This window comes from Cyanobium sp. ATX 6A2, assembly GCF_024346355.1.
GTDB lineage: Bacteria > Cyanobacteriota > Cyanobacteriia > PCC-6307 > Cyanobiaceae > NIES-981.
The window spans coordinates 105,608-129,903 of sequence record NZ_JAGQCU010000007.1; the positions used below are offsets into that span (position 1 = coordinate 105,608).

General features: G+C 67.9%; 30 protein-coding genes and 2 tRNA genes. 11 read left to right on the top strand and 21 right to left on the bottom strand.

From position 1 onward, the window contains the following. Positions 1-80 precede the first annotated feature (80 nt). On the top strand, positions 81-536 hold the full coding sequence (locus KBY96_RS08615; RefSeq protein WP_254978953.1) for a hypothetical protein: 456 nt from the start codon (positions 81-83) through the stop codon (positions 534-536). Here the strand turns inward: KBY96_RS08615 and KBY96_RS08620 are convergent. The 12 genes from KBY96_RS08620 to psbB all read right to left on the bottom strand — a co-directional run bounded on the left by KBY96_RS08620 (position 526) and on the right by psbB (position 9,706). Next, positions 526-1,128 carry a chromophore lyase CpcT/CpeT gene (locus KBY96_RS08620; RefSeq protein ID WP_254978954.1) on the bottom strand — a complete coding sequence of 201 codons (603 nt, stop codon included), beginning with the start codon at positions 1,126-1,128 and terminating at the stop codon, positions 526-528. The two genes, KBY96_RS08615 and KBY96_RS08620, sit on opposite strands and share 11 nt — an antisense overlap. Positions 1,129-1,172: 44 nt before the next feature. After that, on the bottom strand, positions 1,173-1,406 hold the full coding sequence (locus KBY96_RS08625) for a hypothetical protein (protein ID WP_254978955.1): 234 nt from the start codon (positions 1,404-1,406) through the stop codon (positions 1,173-1,175). A 137-nt stretch (positions 1,407-1,543) separates the two neighbouring features. Continuing rightward, positions 1,544-1,616 (bottom strand) — tRNA-Phe (locus KBY96_RS08630). After that, positions 1,582-2,349 (bottom strand): ComF family protein, encoded by a 768-nt coding sequence (locus KBY96_RS08635; protein WP_254978956.1) that lies wholly within the window; start codon positions 2,347-2,349, stop codon positions 1,582-1,584. Before KBY96_RS08635 ends, KBY96_RS08630 begins: the two co-directional genes overlap by 35 nt. 76 nt (positions 2,350-2,425) lie before the next feature. Beyond that, the gene (locus KBY96_RS08640) at positions 2,426-2,695 is read right to left on the bottom strand and encodes a DUF2470 domain-containing protein (protein ID WP_254978957.1); all 270 of its coding nucleotides are present in this window, start codon (positions 2,693-2,695) and stop codon (positions 2,426-2,428) included. A 157-nt stretch (positions 2,696-2,852) separates the two neighbouring features. Next, positions 2,853-4,136: an FGGY-family carbohydrate kinase gene (locus tag KBY96_RS08645; RefSeq protein ID WP_254978958.1), complete on the bottom strand. Its 1,284-nt coding sequence runs from the start codon at positions 4,134-4,136 to the stop codon at positions 2,853-2,855. A 7-nt stretch (positions 4,137-4,143) separates the two neighbouring features. Continuing rightward, on the bottom strand, positions 4,144-5,391 hold the full coding sequence (metK, locus tag KBY96_RS08650; RefSeq protein ID WP_254978959.1) for a methionine adenosyltransferase: 1,248 nt from the start codon (positions 5,389-5,391) through the stop codon (positions 4,144-4,146). 26 nt (positions 5,392-5,417) lie between these two features. Beyond that, positions 5,418-6,206, bottom strand: coding sequence for an HAD family hydrolase (locus tag KBY96_RS08655; RefSeq protein ID WP_254978960.1), 789 nt, complete (start codon positions 6,204-6,206; stop codon positions 5,418-5,420). Between the two features lie 10 nt (positions 6,207-6,216). Then, the gene (locus KBY96_RS08660) at positions 6,217-7,272 is read right to left on the bottom strand and encodes a 30S ribosomal protein S1 (protein WP_254978961.1); all 1,056 of its coding nucleotides are present in this window, start codon (positions 7,270-7,272) and stop codon (positions 6,217-6,219) included. Between the two features lie 126 nt (positions 7,273-7,398). Then, positions 7,399-7,893, bottom strand: a complete 495-nt coding sequence (gene nrdR, locus KBY96_RS08665; RefSeq protein WP_254978962.1) for a transcriptional regulator NrdR — start codon at positions 7,891-7,893, stop codon at positions 7,399-7,401. A gap of 142 nt (positions 7,894-8,035) precedes the next feature. Next, a complete protein-coding gene (locus KBY96_RS08670) occupies positions 8,036-8,131 on the bottom strand; it encodes a photosystem II reaction center protein T (protein WP_254978963.1) in 96 nt (31 codons plus the stop codon). Between the two features lie 15 nt (positions 8,132-8,146). Further along, the gene (gene psbB, locus KBY96_RS08675; protein WP_254978964.1) at positions 8,147-9,706 is read right to left on the bottom strand and encodes a photosystem II chlorophyll-binding protein CP47; all 1,560 of its coding nucleotides are present in this window, start codon (positions 9,704-9,706) and stop codon (positions 8,147-8,149) included. Between the two features lie 116 nt (positions 9,707-9,822). Between psbB and KBY96_RS08680 the strand changes: the two genes are divergently transcribed. Both KBY96_RS08680 and psbM read left to right on the top strand, forming a co-directional pair. Beyond that, positions 9,823-10,287: a 2Fe-2S iron-sulfur cluster-binding protein gene (locus KBY96_RS08680; protein ID WP_254978965.1), complete on the top strand. Its 465-nt coding sequence runs from the start codon at positions 9,823-9,825 to the stop codon at positions 10,285-10,287. Between the two features lie 63 nt (positions 10,288-10,350). Further along, on the top strand, positions 10,351-10,458 hold the full coding sequence (gene psbM, locus KBY96_RS08685) for a photosystem II reaction center protein PsbM (RefSeq protein ID WP_087068001.1): 108 nt from the start codon (positions 10,351-10,353) through the stop codon (positions 10,456-10,458). Between the two features lie 14 nt (positions 10,459-10,472). Here psbM and KBY96_RS08690 read toward each other — a convergent pair whose 3' ends face one another. Continuing rightward, on the bottom strand, positions 10,473-11,324 hold the full coding sequence (locus KBY96_RS08690; protein ID WP_254978966.1) for a universal stress protein: 852 nt from the start codon (positions 11,322-11,324) through the stop codon (positions 10,473-10,475). Between the two features lie 61 nt (positions 11,325-11,385). Here KBY96_RS08690 and KBY96_RS08695 point away from each other — a divergent pair, with 61 nt between their 5' ends. From KBY96_RS08695 to KBY96_RS08720, 6 genes are all read left to right on the top strand, one after another. Next, complete coding sequence (locus KBY96_RS08695) at positions 11,386-11,853, top strand: acyl-CoA thioesterase (RefSeq protein ID WP_254978987.1); 468 nt, start codon at positions 11,386-11,388, stop codon at positions 11,851-11,853. A 42-nt stretch (positions 11,854-11,895) separates the two neighbouring features. Then, on the top strand, positions 11,896-13,056 hold the full coding sequence (locus tag KBY96_RS08700) for a DNA-processing protein DprA (RefSeq protein ID WP_254978967.1): 1,161 nt from the start codon (positions 11,896-11,898) through the stop codon (positions 13,054-13,056). Between the two features lie 38 nt (positions 13,057-13,094). Further along, on the top strand, positions 13,095-14,054 hold the full coding sequence (gene prmC / locus KBY96_RS08705; RefSeq protein WP_254978968.1) for a peptide chain release factor N(5)-glutamine methyltransferase: 960 nt from the start codon (positions 13,095-13,097) through the stop codon (positions 14,052-14,054). 43 nt (positions 14,055-14,097) lie between these two features. After that, the gene (locus KBY96_RS08710; RefSeq protein WP_254978969.1) at positions 14,098-14,706 is read left to right on the top strand and encodes an L-threonylcarbamoyladenylate synthase; all 609 of its coding nucleotides are present in this window, start codon (positions 14,098-14,100) and stop codon (positions 14,704-14,706) included. Next, entirely contained in the window at positions 14,706-14,861 is a 156-nt protein-coding gene (locus tag KBY96_RS08715) for a hypothetical protein (RefSeq protein WP_254978970.1), read from the top strand. Before KBY96_RS08710 ends, KBY96_RS08715 begins: the two co-directional genes overlap by 1 nt. Before the next feature lie 107 nt (positions 14,862-14,968). Beyond that, complete coding sequence (locus KBY96_RS08720) at positions 14,969-16,291, top strand: family 10 glycosylhydrolase (RefSeq protein WP_254978971.1); 1,323 nt, start codon at positions 14,969-14,971, stop codon at positions 16,289-16,291. A 41-nt stretch (positions 16,292-16,332) separates the two neighbouring features. Here KBY96_RS08720 and KBY96_RS08725 read toward each other — a convergent pair. The 7 genes from KBY96_RS08725 to ctpZ all read right to left on the bottom strand — a co-directional run bounded on the left by KBY96_RS08725 (position 16,333) and on the right by ctpZ (position 21,184). Further along, a tRNA-Thr gene (locus KBY96_RS08725) sits at positions 16,333-16,404 on the bottom strand. 22 nt (positions 16,405-16,426) lie between these two features. Then, positions 16,427-16,672 (bottom strand): response regulator transcription factor, encoded by a 246-nt coding sequence (locus tag KBY96_RS08730; RefSeq protein ID WP_254978972.1) that lies wholly within the window; start codon positions 16,670-16,672, stop codon positions 16,427-16,429. A 20-nt stretch (positions 16,673-16,692) separates the two neighbouring features. After that, positions 16,693-17,025 (bottom strand): cell division topological specificity factor MinE, encoded by a 333-nt coding sequence (minE, locus tag KBY96_RS08735; RefSeq protein WP_254978973.1) that lies wholly within the window; start codon positions 17,023-17,025, stop codon positions 16,693-16,695. Between the two features lie 4 nt (positions 17,026-17,029). Then, a complete protein-coding gene (gene minD, locus KBY96_RS08740) occupies positions 17,030-17,848 on the bottom strand; it encodes a septum site-determining protein MinD (RefSeq protein WP_254978974.1) in 819 nt (272 codons plus the stop codon). Then, positions 17,845-18,636: a septum site-determining protein MinC gene (gene minC, locus KBY96_RS08745; RefSeq protein ID WP_254978975.1), complete on the bottom strand. Its 792-nt coding sequence runs from the start codon at positions 18,634-18,636 to the stop codon at positions 17,845-17,847. Before minC ends, minD begins: the two co-directional genes overlap by 4 nt. 14 nt (positions 18,637-18,650) lie before the next feature. Continuing rightward, positions 18,651-19,892 (bottom strand): HD domain-containing protein, encoded by a 1,242-nt coding sequence (locus KBY96_RS08750; RefSeq protein WP_254978976.1) that lies wholly within the window; start codon positions 19,890-19,892, stop codon positions 18,651-18,653. 29 nt (positions 19,893-19,921) lie between these two features. After that, positions 19,922-21,184: a carboxyl-terminal processing protease CtpZ gene (gene ctpZ, locus KBY96_RS08755; RefSeq protein WP_396122303.1), complete on the bottom strand. Its 1,263-nt coding sequence runs from the start codon at positions 21,182-21,184 to the stop codon at positions 19,922-19,924. Positions 21,185-21,251: 67 nt separating this feature from the next. Between ctpZ and petB the strand changes: the two genes are divergently transcribed. Beyond that, positions 21,252-21,935 carry a cytochrome b6 gene (petB, locus tag KBY96_RS08760; RefSeq protein WP_254978977.1) on the top strand — a complete coding sequence of 228 codons (684 nt, stop codon included), beginning with the start codon at positions 21,252-21,254 and terminating at the stop codon, positions 21,933-21,935. A gap of 68 nt (positions 21,936-22,003) precedes the next feature. Continuing rightward, on the top strand, positions 22,004-22,486 hold the full coding sequence (gene petD, locus KBY96_RS08765) for a cytochrome b6-f complex subunit IV (RefSeq protein WP_254978978.1): 483 nt from the start codon (positions 22,004-22,006) through the stop codon (positions 22,484-22,486). A gap of 55 nt (positions 22,487-22,541) precedes the next feature. On the opposite strand, the gene KBY96_RS08770 is transcribed toward petD, so the two are convergent. Next, positions 22,542-24,044 (bottom strand): glycoside hydrolase 100 family protein, encoded by a 1,503-nt coding sequence (locus KBY96_RS08770; RefSeq protein WP_254978979.1) that lies wholly within the window; start codon positions 24,042-24,044, stop codon positions 22,542-22,544. Between the last annotated feature and the right edge of the window lie 252 nt (positions 24,045-24,296).

Consider the following 24,296-nt stretch of genomic DNA (forward strand, 5'->3'; position numbering starts at 1 on the left):
ACACCCCTGCTCTGGAAACCCTGCTCCGGAACCCTGGGGCTTCAGCTTTAGCTTTGATCCACCGCCGGTTGTGACCAGCGATGCCCCTCCAGTCGCCCAGCCCTTCGCCCCTCCGGCTGCCCACGCCTCCCACTCCTGAAGCCAGCCAGCGGCTGGCCCAGCAGTTGCACACCCTCTCCCAGGTGGTGGAGACGCTCACCTACCGCCTGCTGGAGCTGGAGGAACGGCTCTCGGTTCAGGATCGACGCCTTCAGGACTTGGCCGAGACCCCACAGCCGGACCTGGGCATGGGCGCCGCCGCCCAGGGGCGTCTGGAGGAGACCGAGGAGCGCCTCAAGCGGGTCGAAGCCTTGCTCACCGGGATCGAGCCAGCCACTGACAGCCCTGCCGGGCCAGCTGCCCGTGCCGCCGGTGTTCACGACATCGATGGACCGTTTCCGGAGGAACCTGAACAGCCCTTCCTCGATGAACTGGAGGCCGGCCCCGAGCCCCCAACAGGCCCTGCACACGACTACCGCGGGTTCCTCACGGCCTGAAGGCGGCCTGCCAGGCGGCGGGAATCTCCCCGCTGTAATCGTCGGTGCGGCTGAATTCGAAGGGCCCGGCCAGCGATCCCCACACCTGTTCGTGGGTGGTGGGGTCATGGCCCGTGTCGATGGTGCGCATGCCATGGGCATCCAGCTCCAGCCGGCTCACCAGGTAGGTGGTGGCACCCTTGCGCTCCACCAGGCAGCGGCAGCCGGGCTCCACTTCACCGATGAACCCCTCACGCTCTTCCCGCACCCGGTAGGTGCAACCGTCCAGGGGGCGCAGATCCTGGGCCTGGATCCGGCTGCGGCGTTCGGCATCATCCACCGCACCCCAGAAGCGCTGCTCATCGATCACCGCCTGGTTGTGGATCACCAGGCCGTCGCCCTGGCGTGCCGGACGCAACACCCGGATCCGGTAGGGCGCAGCCGGGTTGATGGCGTAACTCTGCTCCAGCAGTAGCGAGCCCGGCGCCAGCTGGGGCAGGGGCCTCATCTTCACCAGGATGTGGGCGTAGAGCGGGGGGTTCTCGAAGGCCTGCTGCTGGTTGCTGAATCCGCCGCTCAGCAGCTGGACCAGCCGGCTCAGGGAGCTGTCCATCGGGCCAGGGGGGGGCGAGGAGGGGCGCAGTGGTGAGCCTGGCACTACAGCCCCAGCAGCCGCAGGCGGAAGGACGCCACCTGGGCGGCGAGTTCGGGCTGGCTGCGCTGGAAGGGATGCTCGGCCAGGGCCTGGAGCACCAGTGCCCGTTTGTGTTCGCGCTCCAGGCCGTGGTCGGGGTCGTTCTGCTCGTGCAGCTGCCAGGCTGCATCGAACGCCTGGGCGAAGCTGTCGGCGTTGTCGAACTGCTGATCGTGCTTGCTGGGCAGTTCGTTCATGCTGGCAGTGGGGAGCCGGGCGGTTGAGGGTAACCGGCTGCGCGGAACAAATCCTGCCACCGAATGGGGCACGGGCGGCTACTCATGGAGGTTCAGCCCTGAATCGTGGCTGAACGACGTAGCGGAACAACGCGGAATGCCAGGACCCAGATTTGAACTGGGGACACGGCGATTTTCAGTCGCCTGCTCTACCAACTGAGCTATCCCGGCCCGTCGATCGAGGCCCGCCGAGGCGCCAACCTGATTGACCATTCGATCTTAGATCACGGCTCCTCCGCTTCCGGGCAGCCGCCGGTGTGCGCGCCACGCAGGCCATTCCCAGCACGCGCCAGCCGCCGTCCTGCAGCGCCGCGGCGGCGGCGCAGGCGGTGGCTCCAGTGGTGAGGATGTCGTCGAGCAACAGCACCGCTCGGCGCCGGCCAGCGGCCCCCTGCTCGCAGCGGAAGGCTCCCTCCTGGTTCTGCCAGCGCAGCTCTCGTCCAAGCCGATGCTGCCCCAACACCGGTCGGCTGCGCACCAGCGGCTGCCCCTGCGGCCAGCCCAGCTGCCGGCTCAGGATCTCCGCCAGCAACGGCGGCAACGGATTGCTCCGTTGCTTCCAACTGGGTACCGCCACCAGCAGCGGAGGGGGAGGGGGTGGTCCCGGTTTGCTCCCATCCCGGAGCTGCCTCAGGCGGGCCATCAGCCCGGGCAGCAGCGGCGCCAGCCGCTGGCTGCAGGGATCCCGGCGCAGGGCCAGAAGCTGCCGGCGCAGATCCCCCTCATAGGCACCCGCCGCCCACCAGGGCAGCGGCTCCAGGCCGGCCAGGCCATCTGGGGGCAGCCCCAGCTGTTCGTGCAGAGGAGGCTGCAGCAGCCACTCCAGGGGCAGCCACTGCAGCAGCCCATGCCAGGGCCGGCAGGGCTGACTGGAGGCGGTAGGCGGGCAGAGCGGGCGTTGCACCGAGGGTGGGGAGCTGGCTGCGCTCAGCATTGCCACCGCGGCGTCGCAGCCCTCCGCCTCTGTGTCGCAATGTGGCTCAGGGTTGCGGCAGGGCCCGCAGCATCGCCACCAGGGTGCGGTGGGCGTCCTCGCTGTCGCTGAGGCTGTGGTCGAAGGGCACCTGCAGCAGCTGGCCATCCACATCCAGCCGCATCGCCTCTGCCTCAATGGCCAGCATCCGGGCCGAGCTGGCGGTGGTAACGCCGCCGTAGTGGCGCGCGTAGGCCAGCACCGCCTCGCCGTGGTCGTCGTTCATGTGCTTACAGATTCGATCGCTCACGGCGGGGGTGAGGGGGTCGGCGGCCATGGCCTGGGAACGCAGGGATGGACCCATTCTGGGGTTGGCCCTCAGACGCCGGCGTAGCGCTGCCAGAGCAGCACCGCCAGGCGGATGGCACTGAAGCTCACGTAGCCAGCCAGCACCACGAACAGCGCCATCGAGATCCACGTGCTCAGCTGGTTCTTCATCGCTTGGGTAGGGAGGTTGCGGCCAGTCTGGCCATGCCCAGGGCCGCGCTCAGCCGGGGCCGGTTCAGCACCGCACAGCCCAGACGTCGTTGGCGGATGGCCCGCCACTGGGGATTGCGGGCCCCGCCGCCCAGGCTGATCACCCGCTGCACCGCCGGGGCCCCGAGTTGCCGCAGTCGTGCCCAGCCGGCCCGTTCGATCTCCGCCAGGCCCTCCAGCAAGCCCTGCAGAAATAGCCCATCGCTCACGGGTCGGGGCTCCAGCACCGGCTCCAGATCTGGATCGTCCACCGGAAAGCGCTCGCCACGGCCGTTGAGAGGCCTCAGCAGCAGACCGCTGTCGGCGGCAGGATCGATCTGGCTGCTGAGCTCCGCCAGTTGCCGGTCGCTGAAGAAGCGGCGCAGCACGCCCCCGCCGGCATTGGAGGCCCCGCCCACCAGCCAACGCCCGGCAACGCGGTGACAGCTCACCCCAGGACCCCCGATCGGCTCGGCACACCACTGCTTCAGCACCAGGGTGGTGCCCAGCACGGTCACGCCGTCGTGGTCGCCCGGTTCGGCCGCCAGCACTGCCGCGTTGGCATCGGTGCTGCCCGCCACCACCCGGCAGCCGGGGGGGAGATCCAGGGCGGCGGCGGCTGTGGCCGTGAGCTGGCCGAGCACCTCGCCGCTGGCGCGGATCGCCGGCAGGGCCGAACTCCAGGGCTGCGCCGCGATCTCTCCGGCCCAGCTGCGCCCCTGCAGATCCCAGCCCAGCCGCAGGTTGTTGCCCTCCTCGCCCCAGCGCCAGTCGCCCAGCAGCCAGCCCATCAGCCAGTCGGCCTGGTGGCGCAGCAGCCAGGGCTCTGCGGGGGCGAGCTCCTGCGCGGCCTCCAGCAGTCGCAGCGCCCGGGCCAGGCTGCCGCTGGCGCTGCTGGCCGCGCCGCCCGCCGCGATCGCCGCCGCCGCCCTGGCCTGCTCGGGGCAGGCCAGGTGATACGGCAGGGCCTCGGCGAGGTTGACCCCCCTCTGGATCCCTGCAGGCAGGCTGCCGTCGCCGCGGCAGAGCAGCAGGGTGCCCGATGTGCCCGCCAGGGCGAGAGCCCCCACCCGGCCGCGCAGATCGGCCGGCAGTTCGTGGCAAAGGGTCGCCAGCCCGTTGCGCCAGCCCTGAGGCTGGACAAGGGGTGCGGGGTAGTCACTGCCAACTTCCGCCACCACGCTGCCCTCGCGGTTGACGAGGGCCAGGCGCAGGCCGCTGCTGCCCAGATCGACGCCCAGCGCCAGGGTGCCCTGGGCCACCGGAGGATCAGGCAGCGACTCGGCTGGCGGTGGCCTGCTGCAGGGTGGCGGCGATGGACTCCACATCCTCCCAGGGGAGGTTGAGATCGCTGCGCCCGAAGTGGCCGTAGGCCGCCACGTCCTGGTAGAAGCGCCCGCCGCGTTGGCGAGGCAGGTCACACAGCCCGAAGCGCTCGATGATCGCCCCTGGCCGCAGATCGAAGTGTTCCTGCACCAGGGCGGTGAGGTCGGAATCGCTGATCGAGCCGCTGCCGAAGCTCTGCACCAGGATGCTCACCGGCCTGGCCACACCGATGGCATAGCTGAGCTGCACTTCGGCGCGCCGGACCAGGCCGGAGGCCACCAGCGCCTTCGCCACGTGGCGAGCCGCGTAGGCCGCCGAGCGGTCCACCTTGGTGGGATCCTTTCCGGAGAAGGCCCCGCCGCCATGGCGGGCATAGCCCCCGTAGGTGTCCACGATGATCTTCCGCCCGGTGAGGCCGGCATCCCCCTGGGGCCCTCCCACCACGAACTTGCCGGTGGGATTCACCAGAAAGCGGGTGCCCTCACGGCTGGGGCGAAGGTTGAGGTCGGCGCTCACGGGTTCCACCACATGGCTCCAGAGGTCGCCGGCGATTCGCTCCCGCAGCAGGGTTGCATCGCTCACCCCATCGATGCTGGAGGTGTGCTGGGTGGAGATCAGGATCGTGTCGATCGCCACCGGACGGTCGTCCTCGTAGACCACACTCACCTGGGTCTTGCCATCGGGCAGCAGGTAGCTCAGGGTGCCGTCGTGGCGCACCTGGGAGAGCTGACGTGCCAGGCGATGGGCCAGGCTGATCGGCAGCGGCATCAGCTCCGGTGTTTCATCGCAGGCGTAGCCGAACATGATGCCCTGATCACCGGCTCCCACCCGATCCAGCGGGTCGCCGTCGTGGTCATCGGCCTCGTCCACCCCCTGGGCGATGTCGGGGGATTGCTGGTCGAGGGCCACCAGCACCGCGCAGCTGTGGGCATCGAAGCCACCGGCGCGGGCGCTGCTGTAGCCGATCTCCTCGATCACGCCACGCACCAGGGTGTTGAAGTCGATGCGGGCGGTGGTGGTGACCTCGCCGGTGAGCAGGCAGAGCCCGGTGTTCACCACCGTTTCACAGGCCACGCGGCTGGCGGGATCCTGGCTCAGCAGGGCATCCAGCACCGCGTCACTCACCTGATCGCAGATCTTGTCCGGATGCCCCTCGGTCACCGACTCGGAGGTGAAAACGTAGCGGCTCATCGGCCCCGGCAGAACAGCGACTCAGCCTATGCGCTGCGCACCTCCAGCTCACGCCAGTGCGCCAGCTGCGGGAAGCGGGAGGCGAGGGGAGGGCGCTGTTGCCATCCGGCGCTGTAGCCCAGCACCACCGCCACGCCGGCCCTCTCGGCCATCAGCAGATCACTGTTGGCATCGCCGATCAGGGCGCACTGGCCGGGTTTTGTGCCCAGGTCGCTGCAGAGGGCGGCAACAGCGGCGGGATCGGGCTTGCGGGGGTGGTGGTCGGCGCTGCGCAGGGCCGCAAAGCAGTGGCCGAGGTTGTGGCTGGCCAGAAACGCAGCGATGCCCCGCTGATCGTCGTTGCTGATCACGGCACAGGCCACACCCGCGCCATTGAGCTGCTGGAGGAGCTGGTGCAGGCCGTCGGTGGCTCTGGGGCAGGGGTCGCCACCATCACCACTGGGGAGATCGCACTGCTGGAACACAGCGTCGGCGAGCTCGAGGGCTTCAGGCCAGCCCAGCCCCAGCTGGGCCAGGGCCGTGGCGGTGGAGATCAGGTTGTGGTCGCGGCTCGCCACCGCCGTGGTGCCGGCGGGGTGGATGGTGTTGCCCTGCAACCCGTAGGTGGCCTCCAGCAGTGGAGCGAGTTCGGCAACCATGGTTGCCGCCTCCTGTGGATGGCGCTCCAGCAGCAACCGTTGGCACTGCTCAACCCTGGCCCGGGCCAGGGCGAGAAGCCGGGGCTCGCTGTGGCAGAGGGTGCCGTCCTTGTCGAACAGCACGGCCTCGATCTCGCCGGCGATGAGCGGTGCGCCGCGCAGCAGCAGCTGGGCCAAGAGGACTGGCTCAGTCCAGGGTCACGCCCATGGGTTCGTGGTCTTCCGCCTGCTCCATCAGCATCTGCTTGTAGCGGGCTGCCATTTCCTCCGCCCGATCGAACACCTTCTGGGGATCGGTGAGCATGTCGCCGGGCTCGGGCTCGAGAGCCTTGGTGGAGAGCGAGATCCGGCCCCGTTCAGCGTCGAGGTCGATGATCATCACCTTCATCTGGTCGTTCACATTGAGCACAGTGTGTGGGGTTTCGATGTGCTCGTGGCTGATCTCAGAGATGTGCAGGAGGCCGCTCACGCCACCGATGTCGATGAAGGCGCCGTAGGGCTTGATGCCGCGCACCGTGCCCAGCACCACTTCGCCCACCTCCAGGCGATTCATCTTGCGCTCCACCAGGGCGCGGCGATGGCTGAGCACCAGGCGGTTGCGCTCCTCGTCCACCTCCAGGAACTTCAGCGGCAGGAAGTCGGCCACCAGTTCTTCCTTGGGCTTGCGGGTGCTGATGTGGCTGCCGGGGATGAAGCCCCGCAGTCCTTCCACCCGCACCAGGGCGCCCCCGCGGTTGGTGGCGAACACCTCGCTGTAAATCGTGGCGTCCTCCTTCTGGAGCTGGCGCACCCGTTCCCAGGCCCGCTGGTATTCAATGCGGCGGATGGAGAGCGAGAGCTGACCGTCCTCGTTCTCCTCGCTCATGATGAAGAACTCCCGGATTTCGCCGGGCTGCATCACGTCGGCGAGCCCCTCCACCCGGTTGATCGACACCTCCTGCATGGGCATGAAGGCAGCCGTCTTGGCGCCGATGTCGATCATGGCGCCCTTCGATTCAAGGGCGAACACGGTGCCGTTGACCACGTCACCGGGCTTGAAGTTGTAGTCGTATTTGCTCAGCAGAGCGGCGAACTCATCGAGCGAGAAGCCCACCCCGTCGAGATCGCGGTTGGTGGGGCGACTGTCAGAGTCGTCTGCGGCGGGAACCTCTTCCGCAATGGCGTTGTCGAGGTCGGTTGCCGCGTCAGCGGCAAGTTCGAGATCGGCCTCGGTGGTGCTGATGTCGGAAGGGGTCACGGTCATGGCGCTGGGCGGACTGCCTGAGGCAGGACGATGGGGTCGGACGTTCTGCCCGCCTGCAGAGGCGTCCGAACCACCGAATCTACCAACCCGCCCGGGTGGAACGGCCTGAATGGCGCCGTGGGAGCCTCAGCCCAGGGCCGCCAAAGAGGCTTTGCCGTGACTGCGGCCGCTGCGTCGGTTGAGGCCGTCGAGGGTGGCGACAAAGTCGCTCACGCCCTGGAACTGCCGATACACCGAAGCAAAGCGCACATAGGCCACCTCGCTCATGGCTCGGAGCTGCTCGAGCACCAGCTCTCCGATCTCGGCACTGCTCACCTCACGGCCGGGCCGTTGCTGCAGCTGCAGCTCCAGTTCATCGACCACCGATTCCAGGCGAGCAGGCTCCAGGCCTGTTTTCTCGCAGGCCCGCAGCAGTCCGTGCAGGAGCTTGGCCCGGTTGAAGGTTTCCCTGGTGCCGTTGCGCTTCAGCACGGTGACGGGCACCGTTTCCACCCGCTCGTAGGTGGTGAAGCGAAACGTGCAGTCCAGACACTCACGCCGCCGCCGCACGCTGCGGCCGCTGTCAGCTGATCGTGATTCCAGAACCCGGCTGTCGGTGTGCTGGCAGGAGGGGCATTGCATCCCCGTACATCCGGGCGGCCTGCGCGGAGTTTAAGCAGCTGTTGTACTCCTGAAAAGGGCTGAGGCTGCACATCGCATGGGTTCAGTCATGAAAAAGCCCCCGGAAAACCGGGGGCCTAGAGGGCGTGGGGCCCTTTGCAACTCATTTGCCGATCTTCGGGGGATCGCGGAAGGCGATGGCGAAGAACAGGGTGGCGATGGCCAGGGCGAGGATGAGGATGTAAGCGAAGCTCTCCATGGGGTGACCTCCTGGTCAGCTGAGGGGGGTGCCAGCGGGGGGGACGAAGTCCTCCGGCAGGCGGCGGGTGGTTTGGTCGCCCAGCTTCTGGAACAGGCCGAATTCCACCTGTTCGCCGAGATCCGGGTCGATACCCGCGAACACATCACGGTAGAGGGTGCGGGCACCGTGCCAGATGTGGCCGAAGAAGAACAGCAGGGCAAAGGTGGCGTGACCAAAGGTGAACCAGCCTCGAGGCGAGCTGCGGAACGTGCCGTCAGAGTTGTAGGTGTCGCGATCGAAATCGAAGGGTTCACCCAGCTGGGCCTTGCGTGCCAGCCGCTTCACGTCCGCAGGGTCGCTGAAGGTCTGCCCGTTGAGGGCACCGCCGTAGACGGTGGCGGTCACACCGGTCTGCTCGAAGGAATACCTGGCTTCTGCGCGGCGGAAGGGGATGTCGGCGCGCACGATTCCGTCCTGGTCTTCGAGCACCACAGGGAAGTTCTCGAAGAAGTTGGGGAGGCGGCGCACTTCCAGATCCCGGCCATCCTTGTCGGTGAAGGAGATGTGGCCAAGCCAGCCGGTGGGAAGACCATCACCGTTCACCATCGGGCCGACGCGGAACAGACCCCCCTTGGCGGGGCTGTTGCCCACGTAGTCGAAGAACGCCAGTTTCTCGGGAATGGAGCCGTAGGCCTCGGCCTTGCTGGCGCCGTTGTCGAGGGCTGTCTGCACCCGTCGGTTGATTTCAGTCTTGAAATAACTCTGGTCCCACTGGTAGCGGGTGGGTCCGAAGAGTTCCACCGGCGTAGCCGCAGCGCCGTACCACATGGTGCCTGCCACCACGAAGGCGGCGAAGAACACGGCGGCGATGGCGGAGGCCAGCACCGTTTCGATGTTGCCCATGCGCAGCGCCTTGTAGAGGCGCTCAGGTGGGCGGGTGGTGATGTGGAAGATGCCGGCGATGATGCCCACGATGCCCGCGGCGATGTGGTGGGCAACGATTCCGCCGGGGTTGAACGGGTTGAATCCCTCAGGACCCCAGGAGGGCTGAACGGGTTCGATGTGCCCGTTGAGGCCGTAGGCGTCTGAAACCCACATGCCAGGGCCGAACACCCCGGTGAGGTGGAAGGCGCCGAAACCGAAGCAGGCCAGGCCGGCCAGCAGCAGGTGAATGCCGAAGATCTTGGGCAGATCGAGCGCCGGTTCGCCGGTGCGGGGGTCCTGCCAGATCTCCAGATCCCAGAAGGTCCAGTGCCAGATGGCCGCCAGGAACAGCAGACCGCTGAAAACGATGTGGGCAGCAGCTACGCCTTCGAAGCTCCAGAAACCAGGGTCCACGCCTGTTTCACCCGTGATGCTCCAGCCCCCCCAACTGCCGGTGACGCCGAGGCGGGCCATGAAGGGCATCACGAACATCCCCTGGCGCCACATCGGATTGAGCACCGGGTCGGATGGATCAAAGATCGCGAGCTCGTAGAGAGCCATGGAGCCGGCCCAGCCGGCAACCAAGGCGGTGTGCATGAGGTGCACGGCCAGAAGGCGGCCCGGGTCATTGATGACCACGGTGTGCACCCGATACCAGGGCAATCCCATGGGGAGCTGAATTCTGGAGGGGTGGGGCGATCGTAAGGTCGGGCCGGCCCGCGCGGCGGCTCAGGTTACGGAGCGCAACGGCCCCCTTCACAATGGGATTCAGCCGCATTCGAACCATGCCCGTGATCCGCTTCCTGCGGGAGAGCCGCGATGTGGAGTGCTATCCGGGGGAGAACCTCCGGGAGGTGGCTCTGCGCGAGGGGATCGGCCTCTATGGCGTGAAGGGAATCCTCGGGAACTGCGGGGGTTGCGGCCAGTGCATCACCTGCTTTGTGGAGATTCCCGACGTCGGCACAGCGCAGGCTCTCAGTCCACGCACCGGCGTGGAGGACCAGAAGTTGCGGCGGCGTCCTGACAACTGGCGACTGGCCTGTCAGGCCCTGGTGGAGGAGTCGCTGGTGGTGATCACCCGACCCCAGCTGGGCCTGGCCAACAAGGACACCCAGTTGACCGCAGCCATGGCCTCCCCCCTGCCGGCGGGGCCCACCAGCTGGCCCGAGCCGGTGGCCTCTCCAGGCGATGCCCAGGAGTTTGAGCCGTTGGGCGAAGAGGGTGGCGCTACGGGGGATGAAGCCCCTTGAGGGCTGCCGGTTTGCCGGTGATACCCTCCATTGATCAGCCCCTCCAGTTCACCCCACGCCCCCATGGAAACCAACGATCTCGGCTTCGTTGCCAGCCTGATGTTTGTCCTGGTTCCCACGGTGTTCCTGCTGGTGCTCTACATCCAGACCAGCAGCCGCCAGGGAGGCTGAACCCGGCCCGGGCCTCAGCGGCGCCCCTCCGGTTCGCGCACCAGCAGCACCGGTGCCGGTGCATGTACCCGGATGTAGTCACTCACGGAGCTGCCCAGCAGCCGATCGAGATCCACCAGGGCCCTGGCCACCACAGGCCGCCTGTCCTGGGAGGCAATCACCAGCAGGTCGGCGTTCATCTCCTCTGCAGCCGCACACACCGTGCGCCCGATGTCGGCCCCGGTGCGGTGCAACGGCTTGAGCGTGACCCCGTAGCCGCGGGCCTGCTGCACCGCCTTGTCCAGCACCGCGTCGGCCGGTGAGCGTCCACCGCGTGAGGGGGTGATGTCCTGGCGGGTCACATGCACGCCGGTGAGGCTGCCGCCAGGGATCTCGCGCACCAGATCGGTCGCCAGCCGCAGGGCGTCATCACCCACCCCTGTGCCATCCACCGTCACCATCACCCGGTTGATGTGGCGCACGTAGAGGTCGTCACGCACCAGCAGCATCGGGCGGGTGGAGAGCTGGAAGACGTACTGGCTGGCGCTGTTGCCGAGGATGGACTGCAGCCGGTTGAGGCCCCGGGAGCCCATCACGATCAGATCGGCGTTGAGCTCCTCGGCCACCTGCAGCACCGTCTGCTTGGTATCGCCCTGGCGAATGATCGTGTTCACCTCGCTGGGGTTGAGCTGCAGGCGGCTCACGGCCTCGGCCACCAGTCCTGCCGCCTGCTGCCAGTGCTGCTGGAAATCCTCGCCTGCCTGCTCAGGCACCACATGCAGGAGGTTGAGGCGGGCCTGCCGCACCACGGGGATGTCGCGCAGCATGCGCACCATCTCCTCCACATGGCCTTTGCCGGAATCGGCGATCAGAACGTTGCGGAACACAGGGATAAGACCGGGCTCTGCGGCAGCCTATGGCGCTTGAGTGAATGTGCTCGGCGCCACCATGCAGACCGTGACGGAGTGTGGCGAATGGCTGCTGCAACGGCGGGTGTTGCCCCAGCACACCGATCACGCCGGAGTGATGTGGCACGGGTCCTATCTCGCCTGGCTGGAGGAAGCGCGTGTGGAAGCTCTGGCAGCGGCTGGGCTGGCCTACAGCGAGCTGTCGGCTCAGGGTCTGGAACTGCCGGTGGTGAGCCTGACCATCCAGTACCGCCAAGCCCTGGTGCATGGCGATGCCGTGGAGCTGCGCAGCGCCGTGCTGCCCCGCCAGGGGGTGAAGCTTCCCTGGCTGAGCCGGTTTTATGGCCCATCAGGGCAGCTGGCCGCCAGCGCTCGCGTGGAGTTGGTGCTGGTGGACCGGCGGGGCCAGCAGGCCGGCGCTGGTGGCCCGGGCTCAGGGCGTGTGCTGCGCCGATGGCCGCAGGATCTGGCCCGGGCCGTGGAGAGCCTGCAGCGCGGACCGGGATAGGATCAGTACAGATGTACTGGTGTGATGGGGGAGTTGATTCCGATGCCCTCCCGGCCTTCCTGTTCTGAGCGTGTGCCGCGCAGTTGGTCACGCGATCAGCGGCTGTGGTGGTTGTTGTGGTCGGCCTGCCCCGGGCTGGGCTGGGTCAGCCTGCGCACCCTCGAGGCCCATGCCGGTTCCCTGGAGGCTGCCTGGCATGCCCCATTGGCGGAGTTGCCGCCCCTGCCCGGCCGCGGCCAGCAGGGGCTGGAGCAGCTCGATCGCTTTCGCCGCCGCTGGGGCGAGGCGCCCCTGGAGCGCTGGGCGCAGCAGGTGCAGGGTGGCCGCCAGGTGCTGCTGCCTGGCGACGGCGCCTCCCCGCAGCAGCTGGGCCAGCTGGAGCGGCCGCCGCTGGCCCTGCACTGGCAGGGCCGAGGCAGCCTCTGGCCCTGCCTGGCCTATCGCCAGGCCGTGGCGGTGGTGGGCACGCGCCGCCCATCGCGCCATGGCCTGGCCATGGCTGAGGCTCTGGGCCGAGCCCTGGCGGCAGCCGGCTGGCCGGTGGTGAGCGGTTTGGCGGAGGGCATCGACGCCGCCTCTCACCAGGGCTGTCTGGCTGCGGGAGGTCGGCCCGTGGCGGTGCTGGGCACTCCCCTGGAGCGGGTCTATCCCCGTCATCACGCCGCCCTGCAGCGCCAGGTGGCCGAGCAGGGCCTGCTGATCAGTGAGCACCCTCGGGGTGCCTCCGTGCGGGCCGGCCACTTCGCCTCCCGCAATCGGCTTCAGGTGGCCCTGGCGCGGGCCGTGGTGGTGGTGGAGTGTCCTGAGCGCAGCGGTGCCCTGCACTCCGCTCGCCTCGCCTGGCGGCAGCAGCTGCCGCTCTGGGTGGTGCCTGCCGATGCCGCCCGCGTCTCCGGCCGGGGCAGCAACCGGCTGCTGGGCGAGAGTGCCTCGGTGTTGCTCGAGCCTGCCGATCTGGTAACCCAGCTCGGCCCAGGGCCGCTCGCCCGCACGGCGGCCCGCCCGCGGCGGCCCGCCAGCCCAGCCCCAATGCCGGCGGCCGCGGATGGCGATCTGCTGCGGGCTCTCGGTGAGCGGGCCTCCCTGGAGGAGCTCTGCGGGGAGCTGCAGCAATCCGCCGGCAACCTGGCTCCCCGGCTGCTGGCCCTGGAGCTGGCGGGGCTGGTTCGGGCTGAGCCGGGTCTGCACTGGAGGCGGATCTAGCCTGCTTCCCTGCCCACGCAGCCATGCCAGCCGCCGCCATGACCTCTCAATGGCCCCCGCCGGCCGCTGGCCGCCCGGGCCCTGAGCCGCGCGGGCGGGCCGGTTCTCGATTTCAGGAGGTGCTGTCGGGCGCGACCCTCCTGGTCTGGCGGCGCCGGCAGCTGGCCCTGGGCGGGCGCACCGAGGACCTCGACTGGCTCCTGGATCTGATGGGCGGGCTGCGCTGGGCCGACCTCCAGCGACTGCGGCTGGCGCCGGAGCGCAACATTCAGCTGCAGAGCCCCCTGGCCAGCCTGGAAGCGCTGTGGCGGCGGCACCTTGACTTCCAGGAGCCCCTGCAGTACCTGGCGGGCCGCTGCCCCTGGCGGGATCTCATGCTGGCGGTGGCACCGGGGGTGCTGATCCCGCGTCAGGACACCGAACTGCTGGTAGAGCTGGCCGCGCGGCTGATTGAGCGGCCGCCAGCTGTCTGGGCGGATCTGGGCACCGGTTCCGGTTGCCTGGCCATCGCCCTGGCCCGCCTCTGGCCGCAGAGCCGCGGCGTCGCGGTGGATCTGAGCCCCGTGGCGCTGCGCCAGGCCGGCGCCAACGTGGAGTCCGCCGGCCTGGCGCAGCGGGTGGCGCTTGAGGCGGGCAGCTGGTGGCAGCCGCTTCAGCCCCTGTGGGGCCGGCTGGAGTTGGTGGTGGCCAATCCCCCCTACATCCCCACGGCGGTGTGGACCGATCTGGATCCTGTGGTGCGGGATCACGAACCCGCCCTCGCCCTCGACGGCGGGCCTGACGGCCTGCGGGAGCTCAGGGCCATCGTTACCGGCGCTGGCGCGGCACTGGCCCCCGGTGGTTGGCTGGTGCTGGAGCACCATCACGATCAGGGCGAAGCCGTGGCTGCCCTGCTTGCTGCCGCCGGCCTGGAGGAGGTGCAGAGCCATCCGGATCTGCAGGGTGTGCAGCGCTTCGCCTCCGCCCGCATTCCGCCCAGCCGCCATGATTCCGCCTGATCAATCCAGTCCATGGGGTTGCGGCCCCACTGGGGCCGGCCCCATGGGCCCGGTGCTGGCGGCTCCGGAGCTGGCCCTGCGGCTCCAGGGCGGGGCCGTGGCCCTCATGCCCACCGACACCCTGCCGGCCCTGGCGGCCCGCCCGGAGCATGCCGCGCAGATCTGGGCCCTCAAGGACCGCCCCGCCCACAAGCCCTTGATTCTGATGGCCGCCGATCTGGAGCAGTTTCAGACCGTGCTCGGTTCCCCCTGGCGGCGGCAGTGGCTGGAGCTGGCGGACCGCGGCTGGCCGGGAGCCCTCACGCTGGTGTTGCCAGCCCAGGGGGCCTGGGTGCACTGGCTCCATCCCGGAGGCCAGGATCTGGGACTGCGCATCCCCGCCTGTCACCAGGCCAGGCAACTGCTGCGCCTGAGCGGGCCGCTGGCCACCACCAGTGCCAATCCCTCGGGTCAGCCTGCCGCCACCACCGCGGGGCAGGCCCGGCAGCTGTTTCCTGACCTGCCGGTGCTGGCGCCGCTGTCCTGGCCGGCGGCCGCTGGCCAGGCCAGCACCGTGCTGGCCTGGCGGGACTGTGAGCGCGGTGGCAGTGGCCGCTGGAGCCTGTTGCGCGCCGGTGCTTTCCTACCGGCAGACCTGCAACTCGAGAGCTGATGGCGGCGCTGGTGTTCGTGCTGCTAATCACGATGGCTACCTATGCCTGGCTGGCCACCCCTTTCATCGAGGTGGGTACCGGCGTGCTCCAGGGGGCCTGGCTGCTCTGGCTGCCGCTGCTGGCCCTGCTCTGGCTGCTGGCCGGTCGCGACTGAAGGGCCCCAAGACCTGAGACGGCCGTGACAGTGCCCGTGCTGGGTCCGGCGGGGCCTCAGGTGTGCTGCAACACCCCTATGGTTCCCAACACTCTGCCGCTCGGTTCATGGTCCGACGCCGCCGGCTGATTGCGGCGAGCCTGGTGCTCCTGGGGTGGTGCTTCAGCCTGCTGCTCCACCTGGGGCTACCGGCTCTGGCGCAGTCTCCGCCCCAGTCCGCCCCGCAATCCACCCCCCAGGCACCGCCGCGGCCGGAACTGCGCGGGGTGTGGCTCACCGCCAATGACATGCCGGTGCTGCGCGATCGGGAGCGCATGCGCGAGAGCGTGACCCGCCTGGCTGGGCTGGGCTTCAACACGCTCTATCCGGTGGTCTGGAACGGGGGGATCGCCTATTACCCCAGCGCCGTGGTTAAGAAACGTGAGCTGCAGGACTTCACTTACCTCGGGTTGCAGGGGCAGGACGTGCTGGGCGAGCTGATCGCCGAGGGCCGGCGGCAGCGGTTGCTGGTGATCCCCTGGTTTGAATTCGGCTTCATGGCCGCCCCTGGCTCCGAACTGGCCCGTCGCCACCGCACCTGGCTCACCAGCAAGCAGGACGGCGGGCTCACCTCCATCAGCGCCGCTGGAGAGGTGAACTGGCTCAATCCCTTCCGGCCGGAGGTGCAGCAGCTGATCACCGATCTGGTGCTGGAAGTGGTGGGCACCTACGGCGCCGATGGCATCCAGTTCGACGACCACATGACGCTGCCGCGGGAGTTCGGCTACGACTCCTTCACCACCGCCCTCTACCGCCGCGAAACCGGCAGGAACCCACCGGCCAATCCGGCGGATGCCGCCTGGGTGAAGTGGCGCGCCGACAAGATCACGGCGTTCATGGACCAGCTCAGCAAGGCCGTGCGGGCACGGCGGCCCGGGGCGATTGTGTCGATCTCCCCCAATTACTACGACTTTGCCTACAAGCTCCAGCTCCAGGACTGGCTGACCTGGGTGCGGCGGGGCATCGCCGATGAGCTCCTGGTGCAGATCTACCGGCCCGATCTGCCCAGCTATTCCCCCCATCTTCTGCGTCCTGAGGTGCAGGAGTCACGTCGGCGGATTCCCACCGCCATTGCCATCCTCAGCGGTCAGCGCAGTCGCCCCACCCCCATGGGCCTGATCCAGGAGAAGGTGGTCGCCAATCGGCAGGCTGGCCTGGGGGTGGCCTTCTTCTACCTCGAGAGCCTGTGGGAGCTGGGACCGGAGTCACCGGAGCAGCGCCAGGCTGCCCTGGCCAGGCTGTTCGCCGCCCCCGCGCCCCGTGTTGCGGGCCCGCCACCAGCGTCGCCGCGCGCACCGCTTGCTCCACCGCCCCCACCACCGCCGCTGGGGTCCCTGCCGCCTGCCCGTACCCCAGTTCCCCATCTGCCTCAGACCCTGCAAGGGGTCTGAGGCGAGGGTCCGTTGAGGGTGTTGGCCTGGCGGCCCGAGGAAGCCGGCTAACGGATTTGAACCGATGGCCTTCGCTTTACAAAAGCGCTGCTCTACCGCTGAGCTAAGCCGGCGTGATCGTTCTCACAGGCTGAATTATCCACCGCCGGCTCGCGCTGAGAGGGTCCACAGCAGCAGCTGGGTGCGGTTCTGGCAACCGGTCTTGGCCAGCAGGTTGGAGATGTGGCTTTCCACCGTGCGGGGACTCACCACCAGCGCGGCGGCGATGCCCTTGTTGCTGAGCCCCCGGCCGAGTTCCGCCAGCACCCGTTGCTCCGCTGGCGTGATGGTCGCGCTCCCGTCAACCCAGGTTGACGCTGGGGCGGTGGACAGGCTGGTCATGGGGGTGGGAGGCGTCTCGCTCAGCCCAGGGTTGCCACGCCCTCGGAACCCTCCTCGGGTGCAGTCGCCGCAACACTCTGCCCAGGCTGCGGCATGCGGGCCCGGCGGATCGGCAGGTTGGCCACCAGTGCCGTGACCCGATCCTCGGTGGCCAGGCTCACGTCTCCCTCCTCCAGGTCGATCTCCACGTAGCGATTCACCACTTCCAGGATTTCCCGGCGCATCTGCTCCAGCAATTCCGGGTTGAGGTCGCTGCGGTCGTGGGCCAGCACGAGGCGCAGGCGCTGTTTGGCCGTGTCGGCGCTGGCCGGTTGGCGGCCCAGCAGTTTGTCGATCAGGTCGCGCAGGGTCATCGCCTCAGAAGATCTTGGTTTGCATCAGGCGGCCGATCCGGGCCCTGAGCCCCTGGCGCTCCTTGCTCGGGTCGATCAGGGGCACGTCTTCACCGCAGAGGCGACGGGCCACGTTGGTGTAGGCCCGGGCAGCCGGCGATCCGCCATCGCCGAGGGTGAGTGGCTCGCCCCGGTTGGTGCTCACGATCACCTGTTCGTCTTCCACCACCAGCCCAAGCAGAGGCAGGGCAAGGATGTCGGTGACGTCATCCACGGCCAGCATCTCCTGGCTGGCCATCATCTTGGGCCGCACCCGGTTCAGCACGAGCTGAATGGGCTTCACGCCCTCGCTGTTGAGCAGGCCGATCACCCGGTCGGCGTCACGCACCGCCGACACTTCCGGAGTGGTGACGACGATCGCCTCGGTGGCGGCAGCCATGGCGTTGCGAAAGCCGCCCTCGATTCCCGCCGGGGCGTCGATCAGCACGTAATCGAACTGTTCACCCACCATGGCGGCGATCTGGCGCATGTCCTCGGGCTTGAGCCACTCGAGCATGCGCGGGTTGCCCGCAGGCAGCAGGGCCAGATTCGGCTCCTGTTTGTGCTTCACCAGGGCCTGCTCCAGCCGGCAGCTGCCCGCCAGCACCTCCTGGGCGGTGTACACGATCCGGTTCTCCAGGCCCAGCAGCAGATCGAGATTGCGCAGTCCGAAGTCGGCGTCAAGCACGGCGGTTCTGGCGCCAAGACGCGCCAGGGCGATGCCGAGGTTGGCGGTGAGGGTGGTTTTGCCCACCCCTCCCTTGCCGGAACAGATCAGGATGTAGCGGCTGGACTGGGCGGTCACGGCTGGGCCTGGGGTCGAGGCAGGTTAGGGCCAAAACGGCGCCCACCCGATCTGGCCCCATCCCGATCGGGGGAATCAGGGCTCATGTTCAGGGGCCAGACCGGCGGGGCCGGGTCCAGACGGATGGCACCGTCCACCAGGGAGGCCTGCTCCGCCATCCCGGCCGCTGGGCTGTCCTCCGGGCCCCGGGCCACCGCGCCGGCGATGCGCAGCTGCAGGGGCCGCAGCTGCAGGGCCACGATCCGGGCCAGGGCATCACCCTTGCAGCCGGCATGGGCGATGCCCCGCAGCCGCCCCCACACCAGCACGTGACCGCCGGCACTCACCCGGGCCCCGGGGTTCACATCGCCCAGCACCAGCACCGATCCCTCCGCTTCCAGGTGATCCCCCGAGCGCAGCGTGCCGCATTGCAGGCTGAGCGCCTGATGGCTGGGGTTGGGTGCGCTCTGCTCAGGGCCAGCGGCCAGGCCCTCGGGGCCGGGGGAGCAGGTCTGCAGCCCCACCGCCGCCGCCGCCACGCGGCTGCGGGGATCGGCGCTGCAGACGGCAGTCAGCCTGACTCCACGGGCACCCAGCCGTTCCGCCAGGGCACGCAGCTCGCGCACCCCGAGCGGCCACTCCCCGGCCACCAGCGCGAGGTGTGCCGGCAGGGGTGCTCCGCCCAGCAGGCCGGCTGCGTCCAGAGCGCGCTCCACCAGCTCGCCCGCTGTGGCATCGCCACTCCGCAGCGGCAGCAGCAGCCATCCCGGTGCCCCCGGCCATTGAGGTCCGAGCACCACCGCTCCCATGGCCTCTGCCGGCATCAAACCTTCACCATCCGCCGCAACTTAAGGGCCACCTCGGCCGGGTGGATCAGCCAGGCCATCTCCACGGGCTGGGCCAGGCTCTGCACCAGCGGGGAGCGCTGCTCGAGGGCCTCGAGATGTCGGCCATCCCAGAGCCGCAGGCCTCCCTTGTAGGCGTGATAGCCGCGGCTCTGGCGCTGCTGGAGGCCGCAGCAGGTCTCCGCCACCAGACCCAGCTCCTCCGCCAACCGCCGGGCGCGGGCCAGCAGCTCCAGCCGAGGTCCCGCCTCCAGGTGGCTCACATCGGTGGCCTTCAGCAGCCGCCGCTCCAGCAGCCGCCGGCAGGGTTCCGCCAGCTCCGCGGGCCCCTCCTCCATCCAGCGCATCAGGTGGTAGCCGGTGCGGATGTCGTCGTTGGCCAGGTAGGTGTCCAGGCTCAGATCCTGCTGCTGCCACAGCCAGCAGGCCATCACCGGATCGGCCCACACCCGTTCGGGGCCGAGGGTGCGCGCCTGGCTGATCACCTGCCGCAACAGCCAGTTGCACACCACGTTGAGACGGTGGTTGTAAACGCTGCGGTACATGAGGTTGCGCACCACCAGGTAGTGCTCCACCGCCATCAAGCCCTTGGGATGGAGAGCCAGGCTGCCGTCGGGGGCGAGGGTGAGGGCGGCCAGGATGCGCTCCAGATCCAGGTGGCCGTAGTTCGTGCCCGTGCTGTGGCTGTCCCGCATCAGGTAGTCGAGTCGGTCGCAGTCGAGCTGGCTGCTCACCAGAGCCTTGATGGCACTGCAGGGGTGGCGGCCGTGTTCCAGCAGGTCGGCCACCGTTGCGGCGCTCCCCGGGGCGAACTGCTCCAGGGGCTCCCGCAGCGCCGGATGTTCCCGGATCAGTCGGCCTGACCAGTCTTCGTGGCGCAGCCCGTACATCTCCTCTCCGGCGTGGCTGAGGGGGCCATGGCCCACGTCGTGGAGGAGGGCCGCGGCATAGAGCACCCCCCGGTGCATCGCCAGCTCCGGGTGCAACCGCTCCAGCTGGGCCAGGGCTTGCCGCGCCAGCTGCAGCACTCCGAGGGAGTGGGTGAATCGACTCGACTCGGCGCCGTGAAATGTGAGGAAGGCGGGCCCCAGCTGGCGCACCCGCCGCAGCCGCTGGAACGGCGCGGTGTCGATCAGTCGGATGACCAGAGCCTCGGCCGGCTCGTCGTGGCGCAGCGTGATCGCCCCATGCAGAGGGTCGTGATAGGTGCGTTCTGCCATCCCCGGGCTCCGCTCTGACAACGCTGGCCTCAGCTGTCGGGATCGGTCGGGCCGGGCAGCTCGCTGGCCAGCAGCTTGCCAGCCTGCTCCAGCCAGGTGTCGCCGTCAGCGCCGGGATTGAGCGGCTCCGGGGCGCTCAGGGTCAGGTCAGGTTCGATGCCCTCGTTCTGGATGTCTCGCCCGCTGGGGGTGAGGTAGCGGGCCACGGTCACCGCCAGGCCACTGCTGTCGCTCAGGGAGATCAGGGTCTGGATCAGCCCCTTGCCATAGGTGCGGCTGCCGGCGAGCCTGCTGCGGCCGTTGTCCTGGAGGGCACCGGCAAGGATCTCGCTGGCACTGGCGGTGCCGGGGTTCACCAGGGTGATCATCGGGCCGTCAAACAGCTGCCCTGGCCCGGACTGCTGGGGTGAGACCAGCCCACCGCGGTCTTCAGTCACCACGATCGGCCGGTTGTCCAGCAGAGCATCGGCCACGGCCAGTCCGGCGCTCACCAGCCCGCCGGTGTTGTTGCGCAGATCCAGGATCAAGCCCTCGATCGCCTGGTCCTGAAGGTCCCGGAGGGCCTCCTTCACCTGCTCGGGCACGGGTTCGGCGAACTGGGTGATGCGCAGATAGCCCAGGGTGTGGCCATCCACCCGCAGGCGTTTGCTGCGCACGGGGTGCAGATCCACCTGCCGTCGCTCCAGCTCCAGCTCCCGTGGCTTGGCGACCCCATCCCGCAGGGTCACCAACACGGTGCTGCCGCTGGGGCCCCGCAGCGCCGCGGCGGTTCCATCCAGCCCCAGCTCCGCGGTGCTCACCCCGTCCACGCTGAGCAGCTCGGTGCCGCTCTGGATCTGGGCCTCAGATGCCGGTGAATCGTCCAGCGGCGCGATCACCACCACGGCCTGGTCGCTCTCCCCGGCCGCCAGTTGCAGGCCCACACCGCTCACCGTGCCCTGGTTTGTGGATTGCAGTGCTGCGTAGTCCTGCGGCAGCAGCAGGCGGGTGTAGGGATCGCCGAGGGGGATCAGCATCCCCTCAATGGCCCGGTAGGCGTCTTCGGAGCTGCTGATCGGTTGCTCCAGGGCCCGTTGACGCAGACGCCGCCAGCGAATGCGCTCGAACTGGGCCGGATCCAGGTAGCTCTGGTTCACCAGCCTCCAGGTTTCCACCACCAGCTGCTGGGTGTCGCTGAGCGCCAGGGCTGCCGGTGACAGGGCCCCCAGCCAGAGGGCAACGGCCACCACCAGAGCCGTAGCTCTTCTGAGGGCGCAGCCGGGTCGGCCCAGGTGCGGCGGGGAGGAGAACACAGGGTGTGCGGCGCTCACGTCAGCTTCGAACGGTGCGTAGAATCTCGCAACCCATCCATCCAGCTGCATGGCGAACACTCCCGCTGGCAATCCCGGAGGCGCCTCCAACCCCGTCTACGACTGGTTTGAAGAGCGCCTTGAGATCCAGGCCATTGCCGACGACATTTCGGCAAAGTACGTTCCGCCCCATGTCAATATTTTTTATTGCCTTGGCGGCATCACCCTGGTCTGCTTCCTGATCCAGTTTGCCACTGGGTTTGCGATGACCTTCTACTACAAGCCCACGGTGGCTGAGGCTTATTCCTCTGTTCAATACCTGATGACCGACGTCAGCTTCGGCTGGCTGATCCGCTCCGTTCACCGCTGGAGCGCATCAATGATGGTGTTGATGTTGATCCTCCACGTGTTCAGGGTCTACCTCACCGGAGGTTTCAAGCGTCCCCGTGAGCTCACCTGGGTCACCGGTGTGGTGATGGCCGTGATCACCGTGAGCTTCGGCGTTACCGGTTATTCCCTTCCCTGGGATCAAGTGGGCTACTGGGCCGTGAAGATCGTCAGTGGAGTGCCAGCGGCGGTTCCCGTGGTCGGCGACTTCATGGTTGAACTGCTGCGAGGCGGAGAGAGCGTGGGCCAGGCCACGCTCACCCGCTTCTACAGCCTGCACACCTTTGTGATGCCTTGGCTGCTGGCGGTATTCATGCTCATGCACTTCCTGATGATCCGCAAGCAGGGCATCTCAGGTCCCTTGTGACTCTCTCCCTCGACTCCTCTTCAAGCAGCTTCCGCCTCTCCTAGTTTCTGTTCACCGGCCCTTCAGCCATGCACATCCTCAAGAAGCCCGACCTCACCGACCCGGCCCTGCGGGCCAAGCTTGCCAAGGGCATGGGTCACAACTATTACGGTGAGCCCGCCTGGCCCAACGATCTCCTCTACATGTTTCCTGTGGTGATTCTGGGAACCATCGGCTGCATCGTTGGCCTGGCTGTGCTTGATCCGGCCATGCTGGGAGATAAGGCCGACCCGTTCGCGACGCCTCTGGAAATTCTTCCCGAGTGGTATCTCTACCCTGTCTTCCAGATCCTGAGGGTTGTTCCCAACAAGCTTCTCGGTATTGCCTTGCAGACCATGATTCCCCTGGGTCTGATGCTCGTGCCTTTCATCGAGAGTTTCAACAAGTTTCAGAACCCGTTCCGCCGGCCTGTGGCCATGGCCGTGTTCCTGTTCGGCACTGCCTTCACCATCTACCTGGGCATCGGCGCGGCTCTTCCGATCGATAAGTCCCTGACCCTGGGACTATTCTGAGCTTGATGCAAACAAATCGGCCGGCGGTTTCCAGCTGTCGATTTGTTTTCTCCGTTTATTGATCTGCCGAGGCTGTTGCCTCGGCTTTTTTTCTCCCCTGGTGCTCCTGGGGCTGGCCATCGAGATCAAGCAGCCAGACATCGCTGGGATTCACCCGCAGCAGATGGTGAAGCAGGAGAAAGCCCACAATCGTCCAGGTTTGGTAAGTGCGGGCCTGCTGGCCAACCCATGTGCCTGTGGGGCCATCGAAGTATTCAGCCCATTGCTGCCGTGGCAGCTGGTTGAGCTGACTCCAGTAGCACTCCTCAAGCATCGAGCGCATCTGGGCTGTCAACAGCACGTCGGCACTCGGATTGCTCTGTTCGTGCAGCAGGATGGCGCCACCCAGATACCAGAGCAGGCTCGGCCAGTGGCCACCGTTGTGATAACTCCAGGGCCAGTTCTTCGGGTCTGACCCGGTTTTGTTGCTCCACTCCTCCAATTCCATCGGCGGGTGACAGATGCGCATCGGCATCTGGGCCATCAGATGCTCACGGTTGTGGAGCACGAGCCGGAACAGGGCTCGCTGCTGGGGTGAGGTGAGGATGCCGAACAGGCAAGCCAGCGTGTTGCCCAGGCTGTAGAAGCGAAAATCCGGCCGCCCGGTGCGGATGTTGCCGATCAGATAGCCGCCCCTGTTCTCCAGCCAGTCCTGCAGCCAGGGCGGAATCACCTGGGGCTGCACATTGAATTCGTTCTGGTGTTGTTGGTCTCCGTACTGCTCTGTGGGCCGTCGCCTGAGCACCTGCATCGTTTTACTGGTGACCCAGTAGTGCTTGAGCAGAAACAGGCGCAGATCGTGCAGCCACTTGCGGGTCACCACCAGTCGCTGCTCCAGCAGGCGGCTGCGCACGTTGGTCTGCGCCAGATCCATCAGCTTGCAGCAGCTGCGCAGGCATCCGTACAACAGCACCTCCACTTCAAGAGGAGCGCCCCACACGTCCATGGGACGGTCAATCATGAAGGCGCAGTCGGGAACGAACAGCACCGGCGTTCCCTCGAAGCTCGGATGCAGCACCAGATCCAGCAACAACTGCACACCGCGCTGCACCTTCTGGCTGCTGGCGAACTCCACATCGCCGCTGCGCTGCACGTAGTACCAACACAGCACAGGCCACCACAGGCTGGCGTCCACTGAGGTGATGCGACCGATCGAGCGCTGGCCGTAGTCGGCCACCACCTCTCCCTTCTCCTCCACGAAGCTGGTGGGGAAGATCCCCCGGGTCTGGTACGCGGTGCTCTGCAGGTCGAGACAGGTGCTGAGGAAGTGGCGCACCACGCTGTAGCGCCCCTGCAGCAGCAGGTACACCATCACCGGCACGTTGTCGCGCAGGAACACCTCGCCGTAGTTCGCCGAGTCGCTCTTGTGGGGATGTTCCAGGGCCGCCACCGATCCCACCAGCTGGCCGCGCACGGTCACCAATGTGCGCTCAAACTGGTCTCGGGCGGCCGCCACGACGGCCTCCTCCTTCGAGCTCGGGCGCACACGGAGCTGTTGCTGGCTGAATTGGCGTGCCATGGGCAATTCCGATTCGCTTCGGGAAGCAGCTCTGAGCACCGACCCTAGAAGCGCCAGAGGGATTGGGTACTCCGCTGCCGTGGGGGGAAGCGCTGGTTGCCAGAGGTGGGTAGCAGGTGCTACGGTAAAGAGCTGCGCCCGAGAGGGAGCAGAGCCTGAAGCCCCGTGAAGCGCGAGCGAGCGGTGTTGTAGGTTTTCTGAGTTGCGAGCGAGGGCCTGACCGGAAGGTGAGGCAGGAGCGAGCAACAGAGG